Origin of the sequence: Deinococcus psychrotolerans, from assembly GCF_003860465.1 — a bacterium.
GTDB lineage: Bacteria > Deinococcota > Deinococci > Deinococcales > Deinococcaceae > Deinococcus > Deinococcus psychrotolerans.
This window is the reverse complement of record NZ_CP034183.1, coordinates 2616130-2641771: the sequence shown is the minus strand read 5'-3', so window position 1 is coordinate 2641771 and position 25642 is coordinate 2616130. Positions and strand designations below refer to the sequence as shown.

The 25642-nt window shown below is 61.8% G+C and carries 27 protein-coding genes; 13 read left to right on the top strand and 14 right to left on the bottom strand.

The features are described 5' to 3' along the window. Positions 1-29: 29 nt before the first annotated feature. Entirely contained in the window at positions 30-1097 is a 1068-nt protein-coding gene (purK, locus tag EHF33_RS13025) for a 5-(carboxyamino)imidazole ribonucleotide synthase (protein ID WP_241191329.1), read from the bottom strand. A 68-nt stretch (positions 1098-1165) separates the two neighbouring features. Further along, complete coding sequence (gene purE / locus EHF33_RS13020) at positions 1166-1714, bottom strand: 5-(carboxyamino)imidazole ribonucleotide mutase (RefSeq protein ID WP_124872327.1); 549 nt, start codon at positions 1712-1714, stop codon at positions 1166-1168. A gap of 39 nt (positions 1715-1753) precedes the next feature. Between purE and EHF33_RS13015 the strand changes: the two genes are divergently transcribed. The 3 genes from EHF33_RS13015 to EHF33_RS13005 all read left to right on the top strand — a co-directional run bounded on the left by EHF33_RS13015 (position 1754) and on the right by EHF33_RS13005 (position 5524). Continuing rightward, positions 1754-2932 (top strand): glutamate ligase domain-containing protein, encoded by a 1179-nt coding sequence (locus EHF33_RS13015; protein WP_124872325.1) that lies wholly within the window; start codon positions 1754-1756, stop codon positions 2930-2932. A 204-nt stretch (positions 2933-3136) separates the two neighbouring features. Next, entirely contained in the window at positions 3137-3814 is a 678-nt protein-coding gene (locus tag EHF33_RS13010) for a response regulator transcription factor (RefSeq protein ID WP_109827840.1), read from the top strand. 99 nt (positions 3815-3913) lie between these two features. Next, positions 3914-5524 (top strand): sensor histidine kinase, encoded by a 1611-nt coding sequence (locus tag EHF33_RS13005; RefSeq protein WP_124872322.1) that lies wholly within the window; start codon positions 3914-3916, stop codon positions 5522-5524. A 72-nt stretch (positions 5525-5596) separates the two neighbouring features. On the opposite strand, the gene EHF33_RS13000 is transcribed toward EHF33_RS13005, so the two are convergent. From EHF33_RS13000 to EHF33_RS12990, 3 genes are all read right to left on the bottom strand, one after another. Next, positions 5597-8083 carry a S8 family serine peptidase gene (locus EHF33_RS13000; protein ID WP_241191328.1) on the bottom strand — a complete coding sequence of 829 codons (2487 nt, stop codon included), beginning with the start codon at positions 8081-8083 and terminating at the stop codon, positions 5597-5599. Positions 8084-8263: 180 nt separating this feature from the next. Next, positions 8264-8461 carry a hypothetical protein gene (locus tag EHF33_RS12995; RefSeq protein ID WP_124872316.1) on the bottom strand — a complete coding sequence of 66 codons (198 nt, stop codon included), beginning with the start codon at positions 8459-8461 and terminating at the stop codon, positions 8264-8266. A 375-nt stretch (positions 8462-8836) separates the two neighbouring features. Further along, complete coding sequence (locus EHF33_RS12990; RefSeq protein ID WP_124872314.1) at positions 8837-9658, bottom strand: APH(3') family aminoglycoside O-phosphotransferase; 822 nt, start codon at positions 9656-9658, stop codon at positions 8837-8839. Between the two features lie 91 nt (positions 9659-9749). Between EHF33_RS12990 and EHF33_RS12985 the strand changes: the two genes are divergently transcribed. The 6 genes from EHF33_RS12985 to EHF33_RS12960 all read left to right on the top strand — a co-directional run bounded on the left by EHF33_RS12985 (position 9750) and on the right by EHF33_RS12960 (position 14592). Continuing rightward, positions 9750-10328 carry an RNA polymerase sigma factor gene (locus EHF33_RS12985; RefSeq protein ID WP_124872311.1) on the top strand — a complete coding sequence of 193 codons (579 nt, stop codon included), beginning with the start codon at positions 9750-9752 and terminating at the stop codon, positions 10326-10328. Further along, the gene (locus tag EHF33_RS12980) at positions 10325-10693 is read left to right on the top strand and encodes a hypothetical protein (protein WP_124872308.1); all 369 of its coding nucleotides are present in this window, start codon (positions 10325-10327) and stop codon (positions 10691-10693) included. The genes EHF33_RS12985 and EHF33_RS12980 overlap by 4 nt, the downstream gene beginning before the upstream one ends. After that, the gene (locus EHF33_RS12975; RefSeq protein ID WP_124872306.1) at positions 10690-11475 is read left to right on the top strand and encodes a transcriptional regulator; all 786 of its coding nucleotides are present in this window, start codon (positions 10690-10692) and stop codon (positions 11473-11475) included. The genes EHF33_RS12980 and EHF33_RS12975 overlap by 4 nt, the downstream gene beginning before the upstream one ends. Positions 11476-11563: 88 nt before the next feature. Further along, entirely contained in the window at positions 11564-12838 is a 1275-nt protein-coding gene (locus EHF33_RS12970; protein ID WP_124872304.1) for a DUF1800 domain-containing protein, read from the top strand. A 106-nt stretch (positions 12839-12944) separates the two neighbouring features. Beyond that, positions 12945-14114 (top strand): DUF1501 domain-containing protein, encoded by a 1170-nt coding sequence (locus EHF33_RS12965; RefSeq protein ID WP_124872301.1) that lies wholly within the window; start codon positions 12945-12947, stop codon positions 14112-14114. Positions 14115-14139: 25 nt separating this feature from the next. Then, positions 14140-14592, top strand: a complete 453-nt coding sequence (locus EHF33_RS12960) for a thrombospondin type 3 repeat-containing protein (RefSeq protein ID WP_241191172.1) — start codon at positions 14140-14142, stop codon at positions 14590-14592. A gap of 5 nt (positions 14593-14597) precedes the next feature. Here EHF33_RS12960 and EHF33_RS12955 read toward each other — a convergent pair whose 3' ends face one another. The 4 genes from EHF33_RS12955 to EHF33_RS12940 all read right to left on the bottom strand — a co-directional run bounded on the left by EHF33_RS12955 (position 14598) and on the right by EHF33_RS12940 (position 17843). After that, entirely contained in the window at positions 14598-15497 is a 900-nt protein-coding gene (locus tag EHF33_RS12955) for a GNAT family N-acetyltransferase (protein WP_124872298.1), read from the bottom strand. Between the two features lie 333 nt (positions 15498-15830). Beyond that, on the bottom strand, positions 15831-16802 hold the full coding sequence (locus tag EHF33_RS12950) for an oxidoreductase (protein WP_124872295.1): 972 nt from the start codon (positions 16800-16802) through the stop codon (positions 15831-15833). Between the two features lie 54 nt (positions 16803-16856). Beyond that, a complete protein-coding gene (locus EHF33_RS12945) occupies positions 16857-17201 on the bottom strand; it encodes a cupin domain-containing protein (protein WP_124872293.1) in 345 nt (114 codons plus the stop codon). 69 nt (positions 17202-17270) lie between these two features. Further along, on the bottom strand, positions 17271-17843 hold the full coding sequence (locus tag EHF33_RS12940; RefSeq protein WP_124872290.1) for a type 1 glutamine amidotransferase domain-containing protein: 573 nt from the start codon (positions 17841-17843) through the stop codon (positions 17271-17273). A gap of 135 nt (positions 17844-17978) precedes the next feature. Here EHF33_RS12940 and EHF33_RS12935 point away from each other — a divergent pair, with 135 nt between their 5' ends. The 3 genes from EHF33_RS12935 (at position 17979) to EHF33_RS12925 (ending at position 19773) form a co-directional block, all read left to right on the top strand. Continuing rightward, on the top strand, positions 17979-18200 hold the full coding sequence (locus EHF33_RS12935; RefSeq protein ID WP_124872287.1) for a hypothetical protein: 222 nt from the start codon (positions 17979-17981) through the stop codon (positions 18198-18200). Positions 18201-18297: 97 nt separating this feature from the next. Further along, on the top strand, positions 18298-19413 hold the full coding sequence (locus EHF33_RS12930) for a Gfo/Idh/MocA family protein (protein WP_124872284.1): 1116 nt from the start codon (positions 18298-18300) through the stop codon (positions 19411-19413). 144 nt (positions 19414-19557) lie between these two features. After that, positions 19558-19773 carry a hypothetical protein gene (locus EHF33_RS12925; RefSeq protein WP_124872281.1) on the top strand — a complete coding sequence of 72 codons (216 nt, stop codon included), beginning with the start codon at positions 19558-19560 and terminating at the stop codon, positions 19771-19773. A gap of 38 nt (positions 19774-19811) precedes the next feature. Here the strand turns inward: EHF33_RS12925 and EHF33_RS12920 are convergent, their stop codons facing one another. The 3 genes from EHF33_RS12920 to EHF33_RS12910 all read right to left on the bottom strand — a co-directional run bounded on the left by EHF33_RS12920 (position 19812) and on the right by EHF33_RS12910 (position 21968). After that, positions 19812-20171, bottom strand: a complete 360-nt coding sequence (locus EHF33_RS12920; protein WP_124872278.1) for a DUF2089 domain-containing protein — start codon at positions 20169-20171, stop codon at positions 19812-19814. 74 nt (positions 20172-20245) lie between these two features. Then, positions 20246-20869 (bottom strand): hypothetical protein, encoded by a 624-nt coding sequence (locus EHF33_RS12915; protein ID WP_124872276.1) that lies wholly within the window; start codon positions 20867-20869, stop codon positions 20246-20248. Then, positions 20862-21968: a DUF4097 family beta strand repeat-containing protein gene (locus tag EHF33_RS12910; protein WP_124872273.1), complete on the bottom strand. Its 1107-nt coding sequence runs from the start codon at positions 21966-21968 to the stop codon at positions 20862-20864. Before EHF33_RS12910 ends, EHF33_RS12915 begins: the two co-directional genes overlap by 8 nt. 216 nt (positions 21969-22184) lie before the next feature. Between EHF33_RS12910 and EHF33_RS12905 the strand changes: the two genes are divergently transcribed. Next, positions 22185-23582, top strand: coding sequence for an RNB domain-containing ribonuclease (locus EHF33_RS12905; protein ID WP_124872270.1), 1398 nt, complete (start codon positions 22185-22187; stop codon positions 23580-23582). Positions 23583-23585: 3 nt separating this feature from the next. Here EHF33_RS12905 and EHF33_RS12900 read toward each other — a convergent pair whose 3' ends face one another. Beyond that, positions 23586-24332: a chlorite dismutase family protein gene (locus EHF33_RS12900; protein WP_241191327.1), complete on the bottom strand. Its 747-nt coding sequence runs from the start codon at positions 24330-24332 to the stop codon at positions 23586-23588. 83 nt (positions 24333-24415) lie between these two features. After that, positions 24416-25456, bottom strand: a complete 1041-nt coding sequence (locus EHF33_RS12895; RefSeq protein ID WP_124872265.1) for an aldo/keto reductase — start codon at positions 25454-25456, stop codon at positions 24416-24418. Between the last annotated feature and the right edge of the window lie 186 nt (positions 25457-25642).

Below are 25642 nucleotides of genomic sequence, written 5' to 3'. Positions count from 1 at the left end.
TTTTTTGGTTGTATTCCTTCCGACTGGCCCTACTGCGGAATCAGCGTCTCCAACACCGCCAACTTCTCCAGCAACTCCGCCGACTCCCACGCCACCAGATTGACGTGGCCGAGCTTGCGGCCGGGCTTGTGGGCCTTGCCGTAAAGGTGCAACCTCGCGCCTTCCAGTTTCAGGATCGCCTGCCAATCGGGTTCCCGACCTTCAGCCCAGCCCAGAAGGTTGACCATCGCGCAGGGCAGCTTGGGAACGAAGTCTTGCAGCGGCCAGTTGAGGGCCGCCCGCACCTGCGCTTCAAATTGGCTGAGGCCGCCGCCGTCTTGGGTCAGGTGGCCGCTGTTGTGAACGCGGGGAGCGACCTCGTTGACGATCAGTTCTCCGCTGGGCAGTTCAAAGAATTCGAGGGTCAGCAGGCCTTCGAGTTCCCAGCTCTCCGCAACGGAGCGGGCCAAGCGGCGGGCTTGCTGCTCAGCGCTTGCTCTGGCAGTATCACCGGGCAAATACAAACTGCGGCGCAGAACACCGCCCACGTGGATATTTTCAATCAGGCCGCCGTAAGCCAGCTGACCCTGCGCGTTGCGGGCCACCCCCAGACTGACCTCGCGGGCAAACTCCACCCAACCTTCCAGCACGCAGGCGTGGCGGCCCAGCGCGTTCCAAGCCGGAAGCAGCTCGGCGGCACTTGATACCCGAACTTGCCCTTTGCCGTCGTAGCCGAGTTCGGAGGTCTTGAGAATGCCGCGCCCGCCAACGCTTTCCAGTGCGCCTTTCAGATCACTCTCGGCTTCGATGCTGACAAACGGCGCAGTTGCGGCTCCAGCGCGGCGCAGCGCTTCTTTTTCGCGGATGCGGTGCTTGCTCAGGTGCAGCAGTTCGCCTGCCGGACGCAGCGGCACCCGGCCAGCCAGCCAACTCAGCGCTTCTACCGGCACGTTTTCAAATTCCAGCGTCACGGCGTCGCACTCGGCGAGGCGGGCCAGTCCTGCCGGATCGGTGTAAGGAGCCAGCAGGTGTTCAGCGCAGACTTGAGCGGGCGCGAGCGGGTCGGGTTCCAGCACCACCACCCGCACGCCCAGCGGCGCGGCGGCGAGCGCCAGCATCTGCGCCAACTGCCCACCGCCCAAGATACCCAGAGTGGGGATGCCCAGCGTGGCTGATGGTGGCGGATTCACGCTTCACCCGCTTGGGGGTGGCCTTCAAAAAACGGCTCGTCCAATACAGCCTGGGTCTGAGCGGCCCGGTAAGCCGTGAGGCGCTCGCGCACGGTGAGGTTCGTGGTGGCGATGAGCGCGGCGGCGAACAAAGCGGCGTTCTTGGCTCCGGCCAGGCCGATGGCAAAAGTCGCTACCGGAATTCCGGCAGGCATCTGCACGATGCTCAGCAGGGAATCTTGGCCGCTGAGCGCTTTACTCTGCACCGGCACACCCAGCACCGGCACGCGGGTAAAGGCCGCCAGCATCCCCGGCAAGTGGGCCGCGCCGCCCGCTCCGGCAATGATGGCCGAGAAGTTCAGGCGCTCGGCCCGCGCCGCGTAGCTCTCCAGCAACTGCGGCGTGCGGTGGGCCGAGAGAACGCGCACTTCGTACGCAATCCCGAGTTGCTCAAGCAGTGTCAGCGCTCCGCTCATCGTCTCGAAATCGCTGCGGCTGCCCATTACCACGCCGACGTTCGGGCCAGAGTCCACACAACCAGAATCTCCAAAAGAAAAATCACTCATTGACGTTCAGCATACGGGAGACGGCACAATAAACCAGCTATGTCTGCCCTCCCTGATTTTCCCACACCCCAACCCGATTACGACTGGCTCTTCTCGCGCACCCGCAGCGGCCAAGCACGCGGGCCGGAGCGCTCCCGCGCCCTCCTTACGCAACTCGGCCAACCCGACCAGACTTTTCGCAGCATTCGCGTGATCGGCACCAACGGCAAAGGCAGCACCTGCGCCATGCTGGAAGCCGGGCTGCTGGGCAGCGGAGTGAACGTGGGCCGCTTTACCAGCCCGCACCTGGTACGCTTTGAAGAACGCATCCGCAGCGGTGGGCAGGAGTTGGACGCGAACCAGACCGCCGAGTTTATCGTCTGGGCCAAGCAGCACGCTCCCGACGCGGCTTTTTTTGATTTGACTCTGGGCCTGGCCTGCCTCGCTTTTGCCCGCGCAAAAGTGGACTGGGCGGTGATGGAAGCGGGCGTAGGCGGTATTTCAGACGGCACGCAGGCGCTGAGCAGGGTGGCGGCGGTGGTGCTGACCAATGTGGCGCTCGACCACACGGGGGCGCTGGGGCCGGACATCCCCAGCATCGCCCGCGACAAGGCCGGAGCGGCCCTGAGCGGCGTGCCGCTGCTGACCACTGCAAGCGGCGAGGCGCTGGCCGTCACCGAGCAAGTGGCGGCCGAACGGGGCGCTCCCCTTTTTACGCCGCACAGCCACCCCGAACTGTTTGCTTTGCCGCGCCCACCACACCTCGCGGGGCCGCATCAGCTTGAAAATGCCAGCCTTGCCGCCGCGACCCTGCGCCTACTCGGGTACGGCGGGGGAGTGAGCGCCGCGCTGGAGGCCAAGCATCCGGCCCGCCTAGAGCGCTTTGTGGTAGGCGGCAAAACCGTGCTGGTCGATGGCGCTCACAACCCGCACGCCGCCGCCGCGCTGGCCGCCGCCGTGCCGGGGGCCAACGTGCTGCTGTTCGGCAACTTGGCCCGCCGCGACACTGCCGCCACCCTCGCGCCGCTGCTGAGTAAAGCCGAGCGGTATGTCTTCACCGCGCCCGGCGATTTGGCCAGCGATCCGGCGGCGCTGGCGCATCAATACGGCGGCGAAGCGTGGCCTGATCCGCTCACCGCCTTCGAGCGGGCGCTGGAACTGACCCCCAGCGGCGGCACCTTGTTGGTGGCGGGCAGTTTGTATTTGGCCGCAGCAGTGCGGCAGGCGGCGGACACCTGAGCTCGTTTGTCTCGGCAGTTTACCGAGCCGTTTCTTCGTCTCTGCACGGCCTAATAACTCGGTGAGACTGGAATGTACACGGCGCTCTCTCATACTGAAACATTGCGGCAGCCCTGTGAATGGCGGCGACCATCCCAGATGAAAATGAAAAGTGGTTAAGCCCCACTCAGGCCTTCTCATGAGAATGCGCCGTACTGTGGAGTTATGGAACGCAAGCCCTTGGTACTCGTCATCGAAGACGAAAAAGATATCGCCCGCTTTATTGAGCTGGAGTTGGCCGCCGAAGGCTACGCCACCGAGGTGGCCTTTGACGGCGTCACCGGCCTGTCCAAATTCCGCGAAGTCAACCCCGATCTGGTGATCCTCGATTTGATGCTGCCCGTCCTTGACGGCCTCGAAGTGGCCCGCCGCGTCCGTAAGACCAGCAACACCCCGATCATCATTCTGACGGCCAAAGACGGCATTCAGGACAAGGTTGAAGGACTGGACTCCGGCGCGGACGACTACTTGATCAAGCCGTTTTCGATTGAGGAGTTGCTGGCCCGTGTCCGCGCTCACCTGCGCCGCGTCAACCCCGCTGTAACCGGCGAAGTGCGGGTGGCCGATTTGGTGATGAACCTCGACGGGCGCGAGATTTTCAGGGGCGGGCGGCGCGTGGAGTTGTCGGCCAAGGAGTTTGAATTGCTCGAACTTCTGGCCCGCAACCCCGGCAAGGTGTTTAGCCGCTTTGAAATTGAAGAAAAGGTCTGGCCCGAATACACCGGAGGCAGCAACGTGGTGGACGTGTATATCGGCTACCTGCGCCGCAAACTCGAAGAAGGTAGCGAGCGCCGCCTGATTCACACAGTGCGCGGCGTCGGTTACGTGCTGCGCGAGGAATAAAGCGCTTAGCCGCCGCTGAGAAACACTCATCCAACCTTCTATACTGGCGGATATGCTTGTCCGATTCCCGGTTCACTTTCATTTTGTTAGGCCGCCCGCATGACCCTGCGCGGGCGGCTGACGCTTTTTTATACGGTGCTGCTCACGGCGCTGCTGTTTTTGCTGGCGGTGTTGGTGCTCAGCTTTATGCAAACTCGCCTCATCGGCAGCATCAAAGACGACTTGGAGAAAAATGTCTTCGGCCAGATCAACCGCCTCGTCTTGCCCACCACGCCCTTTAGTCCGGCCAATCCGCTCGGGCGACTCGGCAGCTCGGGGTTCGGCAGCGATTCCGGCGACACCAACGGCCCCACGCTCTCGGCGCTGCGTCAGAATTTTCCCAATTACCGCATTCAAATCGAGGGGCTGACCACCAGCATCGACGACATCCAGAGCATGATGCAGGGCAGCCCCGCCGAACGCGCCGCCGAACTGGGGTTTATGCAGGCCACCGCCGCGCAAAGTCGGCTGACTGTCGGCATTGACCCCAACGCCCCGGTTCAGCTCAGTGACGCCGAGTTTGCCCAACTCCTTGATGATCCTTCACGCGGCCTTGAACTCACCACGCCGACCCAGGCCGCCTTTGACGAACCGGTGCCCACCCAAGTGTATGTGCGGCTGGCCGAGGTGCAAACCGGCTACGCGACTGGCGACAATTCTCCGTTGACTCAGGCGGCGCTGATTTACGTGGGGCGCAACCTTCAGCCGACCTACGACACGCTCGACCGCCTGCGCTCGCTGATGCTGGTGCTGTTTGTGGGCGGACTGATCGTCAGCAGCGTGGGCGCGTATCTGCTCTCAGGGCAAGCGCTGGGGCCGCTGATTCAGGTGCAGAAGGCAGCCGAGCAGATCGGCGGCCAAAACCTCAGCGCCCGCGTGCCGGAGCCCAAAACCCGCGACGAGGTGCAGGCGCTGGCGCTGGCGCTCAACCGGATGCTGGGCCGATTGGAAGGCTCGTTTGAAGCGCAGCGCCGCTTTACCTCCGACGCCAGCCACGAACTGCGCACACCGGTCACGGCCATCAGCGGCCACGCCAGTTACCTGCTGAGGCGCACCAACCCCAGCGAGGGCCAGCGCGAGAGCCTGACCATCATCCGCAGCGAGGCCGAGCGCCTCACCAATTTGATCAGCAGTCTGCTCGAACTGGCCCGCTCGGACGGCGGAGTGATGACCCTGCGCCGCCAGCCGGTGCTGCCCAAGCTTCTGCTGGGCGACATTGCCCGCGAGCTCCAGCCGCTGGCCCAGGCCCAGCGTGCCGAACTCAGGGTCAGCGGCAGCGACGACGCGCTCGAGGGCGATCCCGACCGGCTCAAGCAGGTGATTATCAACTTGGTCAGCAACGCGCTGAAAGCCGGAGCCAGCTGGGTAGAGCTGAGCAGCCGCTTGGCTCCCAGTGAAGGCGGTGAGAGCGGCGTGCAGATGAGTGTCAGTGACGACGGCCCCGGCATTGCCCCAGAACACTTGGAGCGGCTGTTTGACCGCTTTTACCGGGTGGAAGAATCGCGCAGCCGCGATCAGGGCGGCGCGGGGCTGGGTCTGGCGATTGCCCGCAGCATCGTGGACGCACACGGCGGGCGAATCTGGTTTGAAAGTCAGGTCGGGCGCGGCACCACCGTCAATGTCTGGCTGCCCAAAGGCCGCATGGCGCTGGTGGACGACGACGTGGCATGAAGACAGGCATCTAAATAACAAGAGAAAAGGCCCGCCCTCCAATTGGAAAGCGGGCCTTTCTCAGAACTTCACTCAGCGCATCAACCACTCGAACGTCGCTTTGAGGAGGCTGGAACGGGCAGCAGGCGACAGGCCTTCCAATCCGAACCCCATGGTGGCGGTGCGGTAGCGCCCTGCATCGTTGAGCACGATGGCTCCGGCATCTTGGGCCGATTGTGCGCGTACCGGCTGCCGACCGGCCTTGGCCTGAACGCGGCTGCGGTTGCTGTCACCCTGAATGCTTTGGGCCTGAAGTGTGCCGGCGGTGGCTCCTGCGCTGCCGTAAGAGCCGGCCACCACGCCGCTGCCGATGTCGGCGATCACGTCGGGATACACTTGATTTTTGGCGCTGCCATCAGCGTTGAGGGTGTAGGCCACGTTGCCCAGCACACCGCTGGTAACAAATTTGGGCGTGCCGGACGAATCGGAGATGAACTGGGTCTTGAGCACGTCGCGGTAAAAGCTGGTCGCGCCGATGTCGTAGCCGATGTCTTGGCCGCTGAGGATCAGGCGACCGCCGCCCGTCAGATACTGCTGCAAGTTTTGTTGATCGGCAGCCGTGACGGTGTTGCTGTACTGTTCACCGCTGAGCCACAGCACCACGTCGTACTTTTTCATTTCGCTCAGCGGCACTGCGCCCTGAGTCTGCACGTCCCAGCGAAACGCGCCTGAGGCGTTGGCTTTCACCGCGTCGCGCAGGGCCGCCGTCACGTCGGGGCCTTGGCCAAGATCATCGTCGACCAGCAGCACACTGGGCTTTTTGCCGGAAGTCGGCGGCTTGGGCGCGGGCGTCGGTGCGGGCGCTGGGGCCGGAGCGGTATTGGCAGCGGGTTTCAGGAAGCAGGCTTTGGCCGCGCCGGGCACCGGGTCAGATCCCCACTCGGCCACCGTGCATTTGAAGCCGTCAGTGGCGGTGCCAGAGAGGTAGCGCCCATTTGCGCCGAAAGCGGCCAGACGCTCGCCGCTGAAGTTGCAGGCTCCGCCCTCAGGAGCGCAGAAGGTGTAGCCGACCGGCGGCACCACGTTGTTGGTGTTGGCCGGAGGCGGCGTGGGGGTTGGAGCGGGTGCAGGCGTCGGCGTGGGAGCGGGCGTCGGTGTGGGGGTTGGCGCTGGGACCGGCGCAGGAGTGGGCGTGGGTGCTGGAGTCGGCGTGGGGGCCGGCGTAGGCGCAGGAGTTGGGGCCGGCGCAGGAGCCGGGGCCGAGACATTCACGCCCAGCTTGCCCAGCGCTTTGGGCAAGCTGATTTCGCCGTAGCCGGTGTTGTTGTTTTTCTGGCCGTTGTTGGAAGCGCTCGAATACAGCGCCTGCTTGATGGCGTCTACGCTGGTGCCGGGCTTGGCCCCCAGCATCACGGCCACCGCGCCCGCCGCGATGGGAGCGGCCTGCGACGAGCCGGAGAGCGAGCCGTAGCCGCCGCCGGGAAAGCTGCTGGTAATCGCCACACCCGGCGCGGCGATGTCGGGCTTGGTAAACACGCCGCTGTACGCGCCTGTCCAGGCCACCGGGCCACGGCTGCTGAACGAAGCCACGTTGCCGTCTTTGTCCACCGCGCCCACGCCGATCACGTCGGGAATGTTGCCGGGGCTGCCGGTGCTGCTAGCGGTGGGGCCGAAGTTACCGATGGCAAACACCGGAACCACACCGGCCTTGAGCATGTTCTGGACTGGCAAGACAAATTCCTGGTAGGTGCCGGGCAGACCGAGGCTCATGCTGACCACGTTCGCGCCGTCGTTGGTGTCGGCGTTGTTGTCGGGGTCAAGCACCCACTGCATTCCGGCAATGACCTGTGCAAAAGTGCCGGAGCCGTCCGGCAACACCAGAGCGCTGATCAGCTTGGCATCGGGAGCCACGCCCACCGTGTTGCCCACCAGCAGACCCGCCGTGTGGGTGCCGTGCTGGGCGCTGTCGTGCGGCTGACTGCTCTGAACCCTGTCACCGTCTTCATTGAACTCGGCGTAGTTGAGAATCTTGCCTTTGTATTCGGGCGAGTTGGGATCGATGCCAGTGTCGAGGTGCCCGATGCGCACGCCCTGTCCCTTGAAGCCCGCCGCCTGAGCTTCTTTTGCGCCGATGGCCTGAAGATGATACGGCACACCTGTCGGCGCACTGGCCGCACTGAGCGCCTGCGCTTTGGGAATCTGCACTTTAAAGTTCTCAAAAATCTCGTCCACGATGGGCAAGCTGGAGAGCACGCGGGCCTGCACCGGCGAGAGCTTGAGGTAAATCGACTGATCGAGCCACAACTCCGCGCCGTTTTTCTTCAGGGCGTCGGTGACAAAGCCCGCCGCTGGCCCCAGCTTGGCGAGGCTGCTTTGAAGCTGAACACGCAAGTTCTTGAAGACTTGGCGGCCCTGAGCATTGTTGGACACGCTGAAGCGCACGATCACGCCGGTAGGGGTGTTGTCACCCGCACGGGCTTTGGCAAGGAGCGAAGCTGAGAGCCGGCCCGCCGAGGCGTCGGTCACGCTCGCCACCGAGAGCGCCGCACCGAGAAGAAGCATTCCGCGTTTAAGATTCATCATGAAGAGCAGTATGCCGCTCAGGAGATGATCTCCCCTTAGCCGAGCGTGAGGAATGCTTAAGAGGGCATCAGAGAATCGTCAGACCCCACAGACTGGACGGCGAAGCGGGGCAACAAAAAAGTGGAAGCCGCATTGCTTGGCTCCCACTTCGTTTGAGGATTGGAACAAGTTTCAGTCTTAAGCCTTCATCAACTGATCGAGTTCAGCTTGGGTAATGCTCTTAGAAAAGCGTCCCCGCAAATACAAGTCTTTGATGGCTTGTTCGCCCCACAAGGTTTTTATTTGGCGCAGCGGCAATTTAAGGGTTTTTTGAATGGTACTGAGACGAACGGTGTCTGTGGTTCCCGGAACCCATGTGCAAGTGATTTGAGACATTGTGAATCTCCTCATTTAACTTTAGAATTGAATGCTGTGCTGGCCTTCTGATTGAAGCCCGACGCTTAGGTAGAACACTGCCCCTGCGACTTGCCTTGAGCAAGCCTGCGGTTTTCTCACACGAGCGAATAAACACGTAACTCATATGACCGACTACTTTTGGTTTCTTTAGTTTACCTGACTGGGCGGCTGTTCAATAAGGACATTTGCCACCCTTAGCCACTTCTAAAGGTGAGCTAAATTAAAATTAAGACTCATCCTTACCGGAATCTTCCGGGCAATAAAAAAACGGCTTCTCAATTATTGTGCAGCCGTGAACTGTTTTTATTTTGCCGTCCTGTTTTAAGGGAGAAATCTTTAGAACACCGCTTCACATCAAAACAATTCGTCTAGAATTTGGTAATACGCCAGCTTACCTGTGTCCACCCACTGCCGCCCGTAAACGTCCAAAAAGTGTTCGGCGGCCTCATCGCCCGCGTTGCGGCTCAGGCTGCGCTGGGCCAGCGCCAAATCCTGATGGCGATCCGCAATGCCGAGGCGGCCCACGTCGATCAGGCCTTCGACCACTTCGCCCGACACTAAGAAGTTGGGCAAGCAAGCATCGCCGTGTGTGACGACCAAATCTTCGGTGGCGGGCCGCGATTTGACCAAATACTTGAGGACTTGTTCTGCCGATTGGCCCACCCTCAATTGACCCAGCCCTAACTGACTCATTCCCAACTGCCCCAGCCGCTCAGCATCAAAGTCTTTTTCGTCCACCAAGCCCAGCTCCACCCGTTCGCGGGCTTGGCGCAGCTTGAGCGCTAAACTTTGGTTAAAAGGGCATTCGCGGATAGGTAAGCGGTGAAGCTCCCGGAGAGCGCGGGCCAGCAAGTCAGCGTTACGAAGCGCGTGCAGCAGGGCATCAGGGTGGTGCATCGGCAAACCGGGCAACCGGGCGGTGGCGAGGTACTCACTTTGCTCGTCGGTGGCGTACCCAACGATCTGCGGCACCGGCAAGCGGCCCGAGAGCCAACGCAGTTTGGTTTGCTCGGTTCGCAGGCTTTCGAGCCGTCCGAGCGGCTGCACCTTGACCACGTACTTTTGACTTTGCCACACCCGCGCTCCCGAATCGCCCGATACGTCTTGCCAGCGGGCGGCGGGCAACACCCTTTTCAGTTCGGTGGGCAAGCTCAGTTCAGGCGGGGAGTTCAGCACGGGGTTTAGAGTAGCAGGGAACTTTTGGCGGCTGGCCCGACTCTAAAACATAAGGCGCTCACCGTAGGCCGCCGCATGGATAACAAGCCCGATGGACGACTACACCGATGAACAACTCATTCGCCTGGCCCATTCCGACACGGCTGCCTTTGAGACGTTGCTGCGCCGCCACGCTGCCGCCGTTCACCGCTTGGCCGCCAGCGTGGTGGGCAGCAGCAGCGCCGACGACGTGGTGCAGGAGGTGTTTGTCAGCGTGCACAAAAACCTGGGCAGCTTCCGGGGAGACGCCAAATTCAGCACCTGGCTGCACCGCATCACCCTGAATGCCTGCTCGGCAGCGCTCAGAAAAAAGCAGCCGGACGCCCTGGACGACTGGCCCGAACCCGCCGCCCACCACGACCCCGCCCGCAGCACCGAGCAGGCCCAACTGCGCGAGCTGCTGGCGTGGGCCATGCAGCAACTCCCAGAAAGCGTGCGGGAAGCGGTGACTTTGCGCGAGCTGGCCGGGCTGGACTACTCGGAGATCGCCGAGGTGCTGGGCGTTGAACTCGGCACCGTCAAGTCCAGAATCAGTCGGGGACGGGCGGCCCTGCGCGAACTCATCAAAGGGCGCTGGGACGTGCCGCAAAGCGCCAAACACCCCACGCCGAAACAAGGAGTCAAGCCATGAAACCGCCCTCTGCCCTCTCCGAAGACTTTGACGATTCAGATGACTTCACGCTAGACGCGCTGTTTGCTGAAGTGCGGCAGCCCAGCCCAGCCGACGCGGGCGCAGCAGAGCGATTCTTGAGTCGCCAAGCCTTGCTGCTCCCCCAAGCTCCGCCTCTCGTCAGCTTGCCCAGACACCGGGCCACTTGGTGGCCGACCTTGCTGGCCGCCGCCGCTCTCTTCGGCGGGCTGCTGGTGCTGCGGCCCGCGCCTCACCTGAACTCATCCAGTATGGATTCGTCCAGCACGGATTTGGCGGCCTCTCAACCCTTAGCGAGCAGCGCGGCTTACGACGCCTACAGCTCGGCACTGGGCGGTGAGTGGTGAAACCTGGGCTCGCTCTGCTGACTCTCTTTCTGAGTGGGTTGGCCGCCGCCCAAACCGCGACCCCGCCCAGCGATATGGACACCCTACTGAGCGCCCTCAACAAAAGTCTCAGGTTTGCCGTGCGCGGCGAGACCAGCGTCACGGTCATTTTTCCGCCGCGTGATCCCCCAGTTCGTCAGGCCCAGAGTCTGCCGCCGATCAAGGTGTATCCCAAGCTGCTGCGGCAAAACTTCGTGGTGAAGCGGGAAGCGGCTGAAACGGTAGCGGGCCGCCCGACCCAGGTCTTTAGCCTCACGCCCAAACTCGGCGCGGCGGCAAGCTGGCGCGTCTGGGTAGACGTGAGCTGGAATGTGCCGCTGGCTTACGAGGAACGCAGCGCGGGCGGCAGCTTGGCTCGCCGCGCCGAGCTGCTGAGCGCCGTCAAGTTGCAAAAACGCGCCGCCCCCATCGAAGCAGAACTGATGGCCGGTTTGCCGCAGGCGCTGAGCATAGCCTTGCCCGGATTGAACTTACCAGCGGGCTTTGTGGCGGCGGGCGTGGGCCAGCGCAAAACCGGCACGCAGCTCAACCTCAGCGACGGCATCAATGTGGTGGCTTTGGTGATGGCCCCCAAAGGCGTCAAGGCGGCGGCGGGCGTGGCCTCGCGCAAAGTTGGAGACAGCTTCGTGTGGCTGGTCGGCAACCTCGACACGGGCGTTCTCAAGACTTCGCTGAGCAGCATCAAGCGCAGTGACCCTGGCCCGCTGGGAACTTTTTTGCCGCCGAGCGACTCCAATCCGTAGACGTACAAAAATCAGTCGGCTTTGGGCTCTGTACCAGAACCTCTGAACCGATTGCTGTTTACAGTCCTGCCCTCTCAAAGGAGACGCTGTGCCACTTACTCCCCGCACCACCCCCCTGACCGCCACCGACGCGGCCCATTTGCTGCGGCGCACCAGTTTTGGAGCCACCGAGGCGCAGATCAGAGCGCTGGTGGGCCAAACCCCGCAAGCTGCCGCCGCCGCACTGCTGGTTTTTCCCACCACCACGCTGGACACGCCTTTCAAACCTGCGGAAGCGGTCGCTCCTTACGCCGCCATCAAACTCTTTCAGGCCGCTTGGCTGCGCGAGATGGTGCTGACGCCTTATCCGCTGCGCGAACGGCTGGCGCTGATGTGGAGCAATCATTTCGTCATCGGCACCGACAAAGTCAAGAACCTCAGCGCCTTAGACAACTATTTGAGCGTGTTGCGCGGCCACGCCCTGAGCAACTTCACCGACCTCGCGCTGGCCGCCGTCAAAACGCCCGCCGTGATGCGCTACCTCGACAACGACCAAAACAAAAAAGGCAAGCCCAACGAGAATCTGGGCCGCGAACTGCTGGAACTGTATACCGCTGGCATCGGCAACTACAGCGAAGCTGATGTCAAAGAAGGCGCGAGGGCACTGACCGGCTGGACGTTTGAGGGGAAGCGCGGCCCCAAGGACTTTGCCGACCCGCAAACCTTCACCTTCAATGCCAAGCAGCACGATGGCGGCTCCAAGACTTATCTGGGCAAAACCGGAAATTTCGGCGGCGACGACATCGTGCGGCTGGCGGCTGGACACCCTTCCACCGCTGAGCGGGTGGCCTTCAAGCTGTGGCGCTCGTTTGTCAGCGACGCGCCAGACGCCGCCGGACAGGCCAAGCTCACCGAAACCTACCGGCAATCCGGCGGCGACCTGCGGCAAACTTTGCAGGCCCTGCTGAGCAGTCAGGAATTTTACGCCTCCAGAAGCAGCATCATCCGCAGCCCCACCGAATTTGTGGTGGGAGCGCTGAGATCAGCCGGGCGCACCGACATAGACGAAAAAACCTACCTCAATTTGTCGGGCACGCTGGCCCGCCTCGGCCAAGACTTGCTGCACCCGCCTACCGTCAAGGGCTGGGACGGTGGCCGCGAATGGATCAACGACTCCACCTTGCTGCTCAGGATGCAGGTCGCCGCCGCCATGACGCTGGGCAACCAGAAAGGCAAAGCCCAGACCAAGATGGCCGACACTGTGCCTGAGCCGAGCGCCCTGGCCCTGCTGGGCAGCGAAAAGATGCCGAGTGCGCTGGCGAAACTGGGCAGTGCCCAGCGCACCTATTTGATGCTGGTCAGTCCTGAATATCAGTTGATTTGAGGAGGAAGAGGAGGAAGGCAACCGCTGCGCTCACTCTCCCCTTCCTTGAAGAAAAAGAGAGCCAAGAGCCGAGCCCCCATCTTCCCTCTCCCAAAAGGAGCCACCCATGAACAGACGCGATTTTCTCAAACTCTCGGCGCTGGCGGTCAGCGTCACCAGCGGAATGCCTGGCTTTCTGGCACGGGCCGCTGCAACGGCGGGCGGCGACAAAACTTTGGTGGTCATTCAGCTGACCGGCGGCAATGACGGCCTCAACACCCTGATTCCCTACAGCAACGGAGCTTACTACGCGGCGCGGCCCAACATCGCCATCGGCAAAAAAGACGTGCTGAACCTGACCGCCGACCTCGGGATGCACCCCAGCTTGCGGGCGCTCAGCAAGTTCTGGGACGCCGGGCAACTCGGCTGGCTGGAGAATATCGGCTATCCCAACCCCAACCGCAGCCACTTTGCCAGCATGGCGATCTGGCACACCGCCGACCCCACACAGGCCGCCAGCGACGGCTGGATAGGAAGAATCGCCGAGACGATTGGCGACCCGTTTTGCGCCAGCAACATCGGCAACGCCACGCCGCTGGCCCTGCAAGCCAAGCAGTTCTCGCTGCCGAGCATCAGCAGTGTGGACAGCTACCAGCTCAAATTGCCCGCCGGACTCCACGACCCTTTTACCACCCTGCTGAACGCGCCGAGGCAAGGCGAGGCCGAGTACCTGCAAGCCGCCACCAAGCAGATGCTGCTCAACACCGCCAAAGTCCAGAAAAATCTCAGCAAGTACCGCTCCGGGGCTGTCTATCCCGACAGCAAATTCGCCGCCAGCCTCCAAGATATTGCCCGCCTGATCGCGGGCGGTAACGGCCAGCGGGTGCTGTATACCAGCTTGGGCAGCTTCGACACCCACGCGGGCCAGCGGGCCGAGCAGGATGATTTGCTGCGCGAACTGGCCGAGGGACTGGCCGCTTTTCAAGCTGACCTCGACGTGCAGGGCCTGGCCGACAAAGTGGTCGTGATGGGCTTTTCCGAGTTTGGGCGGCGGGTGGCCGAAAATGCCAGCGCCGGAACCGATCACGGACAGGGCAGCGTGATGTTTGTGCTGGGCAAGAGCGTCAAGGGCGGCATTCACGGCGACAGCCCCGACTTGGAGAACCTGGCCGACGGCGACATCCGCTACAAGCAGGATTTCAGAGGCGTCTACGCCAACGCGCTGGACACTTGGCTGAACCTAGATTCCAAGGAAATTCTGGGCGGCAAGTTCGACGGCCCGAAGTGGTTGAGTTGATGCCAGTTAAGTTGAGGGGGCTGGGTTGAAACGCTGGGCCGCTTTGGCGCTCCTCTTGCTGACTCCAACGCTCGCTATGCCCGCCTTCCGCCTCACCGCCATTCAGCAGTTTCACTACGACAAGGACGATCCGCTCTGGCAGTACAGCGGCAAAGTCATGGCCTGCACCTTTTGTCACGTCAATGCCAAAGGCGGCGCACCCTGGAACGTGTTCGGGCAAGCGCTCCAGAAAGGCTTTCAAACGAATCCCAAAGCCAAATTTGCCGACGTGCTGTACAGCGTACTGGCCGCCAACGGGGATACGGATGGGGACGGCTATCCCGATGTTATAGAAGTGTTCGCCCACACCTTACCGGGCGATGCCAGCAGCAAGCCCGACAAACCGCTGGCCGAACTGGAAACCGAGTTTGCGGCGGCGGGCGGCGTGAGTCAGTACGCCCCGAAGGCAACCGAAGCACCTACAAGAAAGAGAAAATAAGGCGCTCAACGCTCCAGCCACCACGTCACCCACATCGGCTCCGGCAAATAGCCCAAACAATGGTTGACTTTCAGCATCGGCAGGTTCATGACCGTGCCGCCCGTGCTTGCTTGGATGCAGCCTTGTTCCTGTGCTGAAGCCAGCGCCCGCGCTTTGAGGATGGTCGCTAGACCTTTGTTGCGGTGGGGGCGGCTCACGGCGGTGTGTTCGGTGTCCAAGTGCTCGCCGCGCACCGTTGAACGGGTAAAACCGATGATCTGGCCCCGGAAACGCGCTGCGAACACCGTTTCTTCGCGCACGATCATCGCCCACCATTCTTCCAAGCTGAGGTTGTCTGGCGTAGTGGTGGGATTGCGTGGGGCGTCTTCCACCGCTTCCAGACTCAGCGCATACAGGACGTTCCAATCAGCTTCAGGAGCGGTGTTGGCGAGCTGCTCCACTTCGTAGCCGTCCACGAACAAGCGTTCTTCCAGTGCCTGATACGGCGCGAAGTCAAAGCGCGTCAGATCAAGGTGAGCGCCCCACGACTGCCAAGCATTACGGAAGCCTGCCGCCGCAAAAAATTGCATCTGCTCGCTGAAATCCTCGCGGGCCACGCCAATCAGCGGCGCGTGCTGGGGCAAGCGGGTCAGGGCGAGCGTGTAGAGCGCGTTAAAGAACTGGGCGTCTCCAGCAAAGTCCAGCCGGAAGGCGCTGGGCGCGGCGTCACCGAACGGCGAGACCGCCAAAGTCGCCCGCACTTCCGAATCTGCCGCCACCAACCGGAAGCGCTGCGGCACGCTAGAAGGCTTGAACTGTTCGGGCGTGTATATCCAGTGCCCGCGCACGCTCTCGGTGATGAGCTGGGCCACTTGTGCGGCGTCTGCGGGTTGAAACTCTCGGAGAATTGGGCGGTGCTCGTTCATGGACTGAGCTTAAGAGAAGGCGGCTCAGCGGGCAAAAATTGGCGGTAAGTGCAATGGCCTAGCCAGCGGCTCTCGGCTCTCCAAAATTTTAGACTCCTCTCCCAGATGCTGCCAAACAGCAAACTCACGCCTTATGCAGCTATTCAGACTTTAATTACATTTATTTAGTACGCATGGGGCGTATTATGTCCACACCGGAATAGAAGCGCCAACGGTGTGCTTGTTCTCAATTTTCGGAGATGGGCCGTGAGTGGCCCCGTTCTACCCCAATTTGTCCAATAAGCAAACCGCCCCAAGAAATTCGGGGCGGTTTTGCTTGTAACGAGCTAAAGATTACTTCAGACCCACCATCTTTTCGCTGGCTTCCCACAGCTTATCGGCGCTTGCATGGTCGCGCAGATACGGCTGATACCCGCTGTACGGCGCGGCAGGCTCAAACGGCACAGCTTCCTGCACGTCTTCCAGGTACAAACCGCCCACCCCTTCCAGTTCCTTGCCGACGGCGGCCCAAACGCTGGTGGCCGCGCCCTGCTCGGTGCTCTTGAAGACCGGATTGAGGTTGCCTTCTTCGTCCATCCAACCCATTGCCCGCTGTTCCTCCATCGGCATATGCTTTTGCAGGCCAGTCATGATCCCGCCGGGATGCACCGAGTTGGCGGTAACGCCCCGCTTGGCGTAACGGTCATTCAGCCCCAGAGCGAACAGCGCGTTGGCGGTTTTGGCGTTGCCATACGCCTCCCACTTGTCGTAGGGGCGGCGCTCCAAGTTGAGGTCGTCCAGCAAAATATTACTGCGGCGGTGGCCGATGCTGCTGAGTGCCACCACCCGCGAGGGAGCCGCCGCCAAAAGAGCCGGCATCAGGAGTTCGGTCAGCAAAAAGTGGCCAAGATGGTTGGTACCAAACTGCATTTCAAAGCCGTCGGCGGTCTGGCTTTGTGGCGTGGCCATCACGCCCGCGTTGTTGATCAGGATGTCAATTTTGGGGGCAACATTGAGAATCTCTGCCGCGCCCTGCCGGACTGATTCCAGCGAACTGAGATCAAGCGCGATCACTTCGGCATTGGCATTGCCCATGCTTTGGCGCAGGTCAGCGACCACCTGCTCGCCTTTGGCGGTATCGCGCACAGCAAGCAAGACCCGCGCTCCAGCAGTCAGCAGGGCGCGGGCGGTTTCGGTGCCGATGCCGGAAGCGGCTCCGGTCACAACGGCGGTTTTGCCGCTCAGATCGTACCCGGCAATCACTTCTAGGGCGGTGCTTTTGGCGTTGAAGGGAGAGGTGATGCGGGCGGGTTTCGCGTCAGTCATGCTCGTACTCTAGACCTTACGGAGCCGGCCGAGTCAAGCAGTGGGGAAGCGAAATCAGAAGGCGCTGGGCGTGGTCGTTTCTACAGCGGTCAGGGTTTCCAGAATATGGAATCGGTGCTCGGCTCCGCTCGGGACGCAGTAGCTGTCTCCGGCTTCTAGAGCAATAGTTTGGCCACTGAGCACCAGTTCCATCCGCCCCGAAACGACGTAGCCGAGCGTTTCATAGGCGTGGCTGTGCAGGGCGGTGTCGCTATTGGCCGAAGGCTCTTCGTTGTGCCACAGCCGCACGCTGCCCTTTTCGCCTTTGATGAGGTGGTGCTGGCCGTCTTTGCCGTGCTGGGTTTCGCTGCGGCTGAGTTTGTACTGGCTCTGCTGATTTTGCGCTTGGTCGTGTGTCATGCCTTCAGCCTGCCGCTCAAACCTCAAGCGTGGGTGAGGAGCAGGCCTAGGCAAACTTAGAAACGGCTCTCAGGGCCGCTTGCTGCTCTGGTCGCCCTCGGCAAACAGCTCGGTGATCTGGCGGTTGAAGGCGGGCAGATCATCCGGATTGCGGCTGGTCACGATGCCCTTATCGCTCACCACTTCCTGATCGACCCACTCCGCGCCGCCGAGTTCGAGTTCGTGCCTAAGACTGGGCCAACTGGTCAGCTTCAGCCCTTTCACGACGCCCACCTGACTCAGGCTCCAAGGGCCGTGGCAGATCGCCGCTATCGGCTTGCCGCTGCTGTAAAAGGAGCGCACCAAGTCCATGGCCTCCTCGCTCAGGCGCAGTTTGTCGGGGTTGACGGTGCCGCCGGGCAGCAGCAGGCCGTCGTAATCGCTGGCGCTGGCCTCACTGACGGTCTTGTCAACCGGGTACTTGTCCTGCGGCTCGATGTCCCCCTTCATGCTCTGAATCTGGCCTGGCTTGAGACTGATCAGTTCGGTGGTGGCCCCAGCCTTCTGTAACGCCTCACGCGGACTGACCAGCTCGATCTGCTCCACGCCGTCGGCGGCCAGGATGGCGATTTTCTTGCCTTTTAAAGATGCTGAATTTGTCATGGCCTCAGCTTGACGCGCCCGCCTCACAAGGCCGTGAACTTTCTCGGAAGGCGCGTTCACGGCGCGGTGGGTTCGCCTTTACCTTCCAGTTTTGGGCCCGGCAACTTTCTGGCTGCCCAAACAGTATCTACAGGTATGAATACCATTTCTATTCTCTTCGGCATTTTGGCTGTTTTGGGCCTCGGCCTCGGCTTTTTGCCGCTTCTCGGTTGGACCAACTGGTTCGTGACCTTGCCGCTGGGCATCGTCGGCTTGGTAGTGGGGGCCATCAGCAAGGAGCGCGGGGGCCTGATCTTGTGCGCGGTGGTGCTGGTGCTGGCGGCGGTGCGGTTGCTTCTCGGCGGCGGGATTATTTAGGGTCGCGCCGCGCACCTCACCCTGTAGCGCTGTCCAGCTAAAGGCCCGCTGATCCAGCTCCCATCCGGCGCGGGCAAGCGGTATGGAAGGGTAAACCATGCCCAATCAACCGAACATTCCCAAACCCGAAGCCCAAAGCCGCCGCGTCGGGTTTGCCGTCGTCGGCCTCGGTGAACTCAGCGCCGAAGAACTCATCCCCGCCCTCAGAACCAGCCAGCACGCTTACTTGGCGGCCGTCGTGACCGGCGAGCTCGATAAGGGCCGGGCCTTTGCCAAAGCGGCGGGCCTGAGCGACGCCGACGCCTACACCTACGAGCAGTTTGAAGAACTCGGTCAGCGGGACGACGTGCAGGCGGTGTACATTGTGCTGCCCAACAACCTCCACCGCGACTACGCCGAGCGGGCCGCCAAACTCGGTAAGCATGTGCTGTGCGAAAAACCGCTGGCCGACACCACCAAGGACGCCGAGGCGATCGTCAAAGCCTGCAAGGGCGCGGGCGTGCTGCTGATGGCGGCCTACCGCATCCAGTACACCCCGCACCACTGGGCCGCCAAAAAAGCTGTCGCGGGCGGCAAGCTCGGCTCCATTAAGTTGCTCGACAGCATTCACGCCCAAGTCGAAGACGACGCCAGTGCTTGGCGGCTCAGTTTCAAGCAGGCCGGCGGCGGGCCACTGGTGGACGTGGGAATTTATTGCCTCAACACCATGCGCTTCGTGACGGGCTTGGAACCGGAGTGGGTCTACGCCGCCGTGCACCAGCCCAAGGGCGACACCAGATTTAAGGAAGTGGAGGAATCCATGAGCGTGATGCTGGGCTTTCCCGGCGGCCTGATCGCCAACATGCTGACCAGTTACGGAGCCGTCAAAACCGATACCTTGCGGGTGCTGGGCGAAGCAGGCAGCGTTACCCTCGATCCGGCTTTCTTGTATGTCGGCCTAGACCTGGAACTGAGCGACAAGGCCGCCAAAACCACGCCGCAATTTGCCGCCTACAACCAGTTCACACTGGAAGTCGATCACTTTGCCGAATGCATCCAATCGGGCAAAACGCCTTACACCCCCGGCGAAGAAGGGTTGCAAGACCACCGAATCATGGACGCGATTTACCAAAGCGCCCGCAGCGGCAAACGGGTAGAGCTGGAGAAATTCAGTGGGCAAGACGTGTTCAGGAACACCGACAACGTGCCCAAGCACATCAAAGCGCAGCCCTGAGCAATTTCATTAAGAAAAAACTCAGTCCGATCACTTGGTCAGAAAAGTTGCATAGTATTGTTAAAGTGTCGGCCAGACTGCGCTCAGCAGGCCGATAGTGTATTGGCCGTTGTATTGAGCACCGCACTCAGGGAGGCATTTAAGATGGACAACCGCACCACTTCCAACGTACTGACCGTGGCTGGATTCGTTTCTATCGTGGCTTCCATCATCATCTGGTTTACCAATGGCGGCAAGGAAGGCAACCCCGAAGAACGCGCACACGGCGAGCGCTTCGGCATCTTCGTGGGCCTGTGGGCACCCACCTTTTTTGTGCTGGCCAATAAGTACAACGAACTGGCCGCCAAAGACGGCGAATAACACTCCGCACAAAATTAGCGGCGCTAGGATTAAATCTCCTAGCGCCGCAGTTTTTTGGCGGCTTCTTCCGGTGTGATGTCGCCGCGCTCCAACTGGCTCAGCACTTCGTCACGCGGGTCGGCGGCTTCGGGTTCGTAACCGATAGAGCGCAGCAAGTTGTCAAAGCGGGAACGCACCGTGGGATAACTCAGGCCCAAGATGCGCTCCACTTCTTTGAGATTGCCGCGCACCTTGATGTAGAGCCGCAAAAAATCCAGCGTATCGGGCGCGAGGGTGGCGAACTCATTGAGTTCAAACTCGCCTTTGACGGTCACGCCCGCTTCGGGAAAGTGCAGTTCGGTGACCAGCGGGGCTTCGGTCACGTCGGGAAAGGGCAGAGGGAGCGGGCGGCGGGACATGGCGTTCAATGTAGCGCTCCTCAGGGGCGATAAGCGAAAGCAAGTTCGCCGGGAGAGCGAACCTGCCTTCCTGCCTACTTCACCGTCAGCCGCACCTCATTGCCGTTTTCGTCTTCAGATTCCAGCAGCGGGCCAATCGGCGGGTTGCTCTCCAGAAGAAGTTGCAAGGCTTCCACGCTCAGGCCCATGTTTTCGAGCGACTTGAGGGCCTGCGGCGGAATCAGCTTGCCCACGTGCGGCGCGAGGCTCATCGGCAAGTTGGCGCTGTATGTGCCACCGTTTTCGTCTTCCACTTCGATGCGCAGAATGGTTCCGGTGCGCGGCGCATTGGGCGCGGCCTGCTTACCCACCATCGGCGCGGCGTCAAAAGCGCGTTCCACCGTGTCGGTGATGCGCTCGGCCAGGCCGTCAAATCCGCCGAGCCAACTGGGTTTGGGCGCTTGCGGGGCGCTGGGCGGCGCTTGAGGCGGGCGCGGAGCGCTGGTGGGCGCTTTGGGCGGGTCGGTGCGGTTGTACAAAATATCGCTGACTTTATCGGGGCCGAAGCCGTCTGCGACCAGCAGCGCGAACAGAGGCGCGAGGGCGTCTTCAGTGAGGTTCAGCTTGGGGTGGAGGGCTGCCAGAAGCGGCGCAGCGTCCTCACTGCTGAGGCGGCCCGCATGAACGAGGCCCAGAATCCGGCGAATTTGCTCACGCATGGGTCACACCTCCTTCGATTTCTTGGACGTTCAGTTGCACTTGGCCTGCCGAAACCTGGCAAGACAGGCCCGCCGCGCCGCTGCCGAGCGTGCCCGTGTAGGTGGCGTTCAGCATCCCGCCACGCTTTTGGATGGGAAAGACTTGATCAGAAAAGCTGCTCACCAGTTGCCCCACCGTCACCTCGGCGCTGAGCTGCACGCTGCTGCCCACCTCCAAGTTGAGGTTGGCTCCGCCGCCGTTGACTTCTAAGCGGTGCTGGCCCTCTTTGAGGAGGCCCGACCAGTTGAGCATGCCGCCGTTGACCTCGGCAATCAAGGTCTGGCTGCGCCCGATTTTGCCGTTGCCGCCGTTGATCTCGAGGTGCAAGTTGCCGCCGACTTCGCCCGCCGTCAGGTTGCCGCCGTTGACCTCGGCTTTGAGGTGGCCCACGTTCCCGACCCGCACATTGCCGCCCGCGACTTCGACTTGAAGTTCGCCCAGCACGTCCGGCAGCACCAGTTGCCCGCCTGCCAGTTCGGCCCGCACGTGGCGCGGCGCAAACGGCACGCTCAGCGTCACGCGCCTGTTCCCAAAACGCAGGCCGTGTTGCTGATTGAGTTTCCAGCCTTTATGCGAACTGCTCAGCGTCAGGCCGTCGGTATCGCCGCTGAGCGTTGGAGCACTCAGCGTTTCGTCTCGGGACACGATCAGCGAATAACCGGCGATCTCTAAGCGCAAATCGTCGGGCGTGTCGCCCTCGGCGTGCGGCGCGACTTCCTTGACCAGCTTGCTCACCAATTTGCCGATCATCGGCGCAGCGGCGGACAGGCCCGGAATGTTGGGAATGCTGCCGCCAAAGCCGCTCCTCTGTGTTGGTTCGGTGGCCGGTGCTGATTCGCTGGCCGGTTGTGCCTCGGCAGCGGGCTTGTTCAGCTCCACAGTGGTCGGCGCTTCCGGCTGCGGGGTGCTGAGAAAAGTCTCTACCCCTTCACCCAGCAAATCGGCCGCTTCTTCGGGGGTGAGTTTGCCTTGCACCACCAGCGCCTGCACTTGCAGCTTAAAGGCGTCTGAGTTGCCCGCGCTCGCCGCATTCTGCCCTCCTTGATTCTGGTCGTTCATATACGCTCCTTTGACCTATGGGACGAACCCAGCGGTTCTTCATCTGGACTCTTTATAAACCCATACCTAGCAGAATGTCAAGTTTCATTTTCTATTTAGCGTGTGAAGTGCCCAGATATGGAGAGGCAAGAGTGGCTTGACCAAGCGATTGTCAAACCTAGATTTACAAATACAGGAATCCCGCCTGGTCGGCTTTGCTCCCGCTATGCTAAGCGGATGACCGCTCCACAAAACCCCGCTGAACTCACCGCCGCCCAACGCACCGAAGTGGAACTGCTGGCACGCGGCAAAGCTGAGCGCTCCAAAGTGATCCGCGAAGCCAAGCTCAATGAGACGCCCGAAGTGGCCCACGAGTTTTTGCTGCGGCGCGGCATTTGGGACATGCTGCGGGTGCCGTATGCCGAGCGGGCAGATATAGATTTGACCGACCTCGATCTGCCGATTCCCGAACTCCCCGATGAAAAACGGCTGGATTTGACGCACCTGAGCGCATACGCCATCGACGATGAAGGCAGCCAAGACCCCGACGACGCCATCAGCTTGGAGAAGATCGAAGGTGGCTGGCGGCTGTGGGTGCATGTGGCAGACGTGGCCGCACTGATCGAGCCGAACAGCCCGCTGGACATGGCCGCCCGCGCACGCGGCGCGACGCTGTATTTGCCCGACCGCATTTACAGCATGGTGCCCAACGCTGTGGTCGAACTGCTCGGCCTCGGCCTGCACCCCACCTCGCCCGCGCTGAGCATCAGCATCGACTTTGACGCCGAGTGGAACGCCGACACGGTGGACGTGCAACTGACCACCATCAAAGCTGAGCGGCTGAGTTACAGCGCCGCGCAGGAGCGGCTGGACGCGGGCAATGAACCGTTCGTGACGCTTCAAAAGCTCTATTTCGCCAGCAAAAAGCAGCGCGAGGCCGAGGGAGCACTCACCATCGATTTGCCGGAAGTGCGGGTCAAGTTGCACGGTGACGAGATCGAGATCAAGTCTCTGGCGCGCCCCGAAACTCGCTTGATCGTGCAGGAGTGCATGACGCTGGGAGGCTGGGCCGCCGCCATTTACGCCGATGATCTGGAAATTGCCCTGCCCTACGCCACCCAGGACGCCCCTACCCGCGAGGTGCGTGGCGACGATTTGCCCGCGCACTGGGCACGCCGAAAGACGCTGGCCCGCACCCGCTTCCGGCCTTCACCGGGGCCGCATCACGGCATGGGCCTGGACGCCTACGCGCAGGCCACCTCTCCGATGCGGCGCTACCTCGATCTGGTGGTGCATCAGCAGCTCAGGGCCGCCCTCAAGGAGCAACCCGGACTGACCGGCGGCGAAATTGCCGGACGGGTCGCCCAGGCTGAGATGAACGCCGGAGGCACCCGCACCGCCGAGCGACTGACCCGCCGCCACTACACCCTGGCGATGCTAACCCGCCAGCCCGAGCGCATCTGGGACGCGCAAGTGGTGGAAAGGAGAGGCCCGCAGGCCACCGTGCTGATTCCTGAGCTGGCGCTCGACACCCTCATGAGTACGGCAGCGCCCACCGGGGCCATGCTGAGAGTGCAGATGGCGGAAGTGGATTTGCCGAACCTGGGGGTGCGGCTGCGGGAGATACGGGGGTGAGAGCTAGCTCAACTCCCCCAGAATCTCGCCCAACTCTTTCTTGATGCAGGTAAACATGGGCACGTCGCGCAGGGTGTAGCTGCTGGCCTCGGTGTAGCGCAGGCGGTGAACGAGATCCACAAATTCCTGCGGGGTGTCGGAATCGAAGCTGACCACGAATTCCTGATCGTCGATGCCGTAGGAGTAACTGGTGTTGATCCGCACGCCCTTGAACGGCGCGGAGGCGTAGATGTGCTCATCCATCATGCCCTGGCGGGAATGCGGCGTGAGCTTGTACCAGGGCCGGGTCTTGATGAACGGGTAGATGAACAGAAACTGCCCCTGCCCCGGCAGCACTTCCAGGCCGTGCCCGCTGCCCTCCACGCGGTTGACGTACTGGCTGCGCTTTTGCATCGAAACATAGTTGTAAGGCTGCGTCAGGTAGCCCATCAGGCGGGTGCGGTTAAGGCGGGCCTGGGCGTCCGCAAACTCGCGCACATCGAAGGCAATGCGCCACAGCATGAAGTCCACGTCGGCCCGCACGCCCATCAGCGAGTAGGTGCGCTGAATGATGCCCTTCTCCTGGGGTGCGTCCGTGACCCAGCCCGCAGCCGCCGCCAGAAACTCTGCCTTGATTTCGGCTTGCTCGTCACGGGGCAATCGGCGAAAGGCCGGATCGAGTTTGTAGAAAGCGTAATTGAGAAACTGGCGGTTGGCTCGGTCAGGTTCGCGCTGGGTGACTTGGCCGCTGGGATCGAGGTCGACCATCATTTTGGGGCGGCCTGCTGGCTTGCCGCCTGATTGACTGGGCGCGGCGGGCGGCGTTTCGGGAGCCTGGTTGGGACGTTCCTCGCTCATTTCACGACCTCGCCGATCAGGTTGGTCTGAAGGCCGAAATTGTCGGCGTAGAGGGCCTGAATACCGCCGTACTCGCTGGCGGTCAGCGGAACAGCGTCAAAGGCGGCCACGTACTCGTCCAGCCCCTTCTGGTTGTAGATATTGGGCAAAACGCTGGCCATCATGGGCGAGTGCAGCGCGAATTGCAGGGCGAGTTGACCGATGGTGCGGCCCTTGCCCGCCACAAACTGCGCGTCGATCTGCTCGGCTTTCTGAAGGCCGTCTTCCATCCAGGCTTTTTTCTTTGCATTGGTGGTCATGCGCCAGTTGCGGTGATCGCCCGGCTCGAATTCGGTTTCCAGCGTCATGTAGCCTTCCAACAGGCCCGAAGCATGCGGCACGCGGGCAATCACGCTGACTTGCTCGGCTTCGGCCACCTTCAGCAGCGGCTCACCGATGACCTGCTCCAGCAAGTTGTAGATAATTTGGGTGGGAGCACGCCGCTGCTCGATGGTGGCAATGCTCTCTTCAATTTGCCGCTCGTTGAGGGCTGGCCCCAGCGCGGTGCCGTAAGCGCGAATCAGCCCTTCATCCTTGAGCTTGGCCAGTTCGGCCCACAAATCGTCGGCCAGCGCCGAGCCCTGCTCGATAGCGTTCATGCGCGGGTTGTGGAGCTGGTAATAATCCAAGTAATCGGTGCCGAGGCGCTTGAGGCTGCCTTCCAGCGCCTTGCGGAGGTACACGGGCGTCCAGTCGTGGGGGCGCTCCTGCTGGCCGGGGCGTTCGGGGTTGGAGTAGATGTCGTAGCCGAATTTGCTGGCGATCACGATGTTCTCGCGCACGTCGCCCAGCGCTCGGCGCTGGAGTTCCTCGGCCTTGCCGGAAGCATAGGTATCGCCGTTGTCAAAAAAGGTAACGCCCAGATCGTAAGCGCGGCGCAGGAGCTGCTCGCCCATCTGCTCGTCTTTGACGCCCCACCAAGTCGTGCCGACTGTCCAAACGCCGAAGCCGAGGGCGCTGACGTTGAGATCTGTGCCGTGTATGTTGCGGTATTCCATGTGGGCAGTCTAGGCTCCGCGCTCAGGACAATGAACCCCGAACGAGCGGTCAGGCATTGGTGAGGGGAAGGTTTAAAAACAAAAACTGTGTGTCGACCTTCGTCTTCCCTCGTCACAAGCTGACCCAGTCTTAAACGCAGCGGCCAGAACGCTACCGAAGGCCCAGCCGTGGAGAACGCTGGAAAA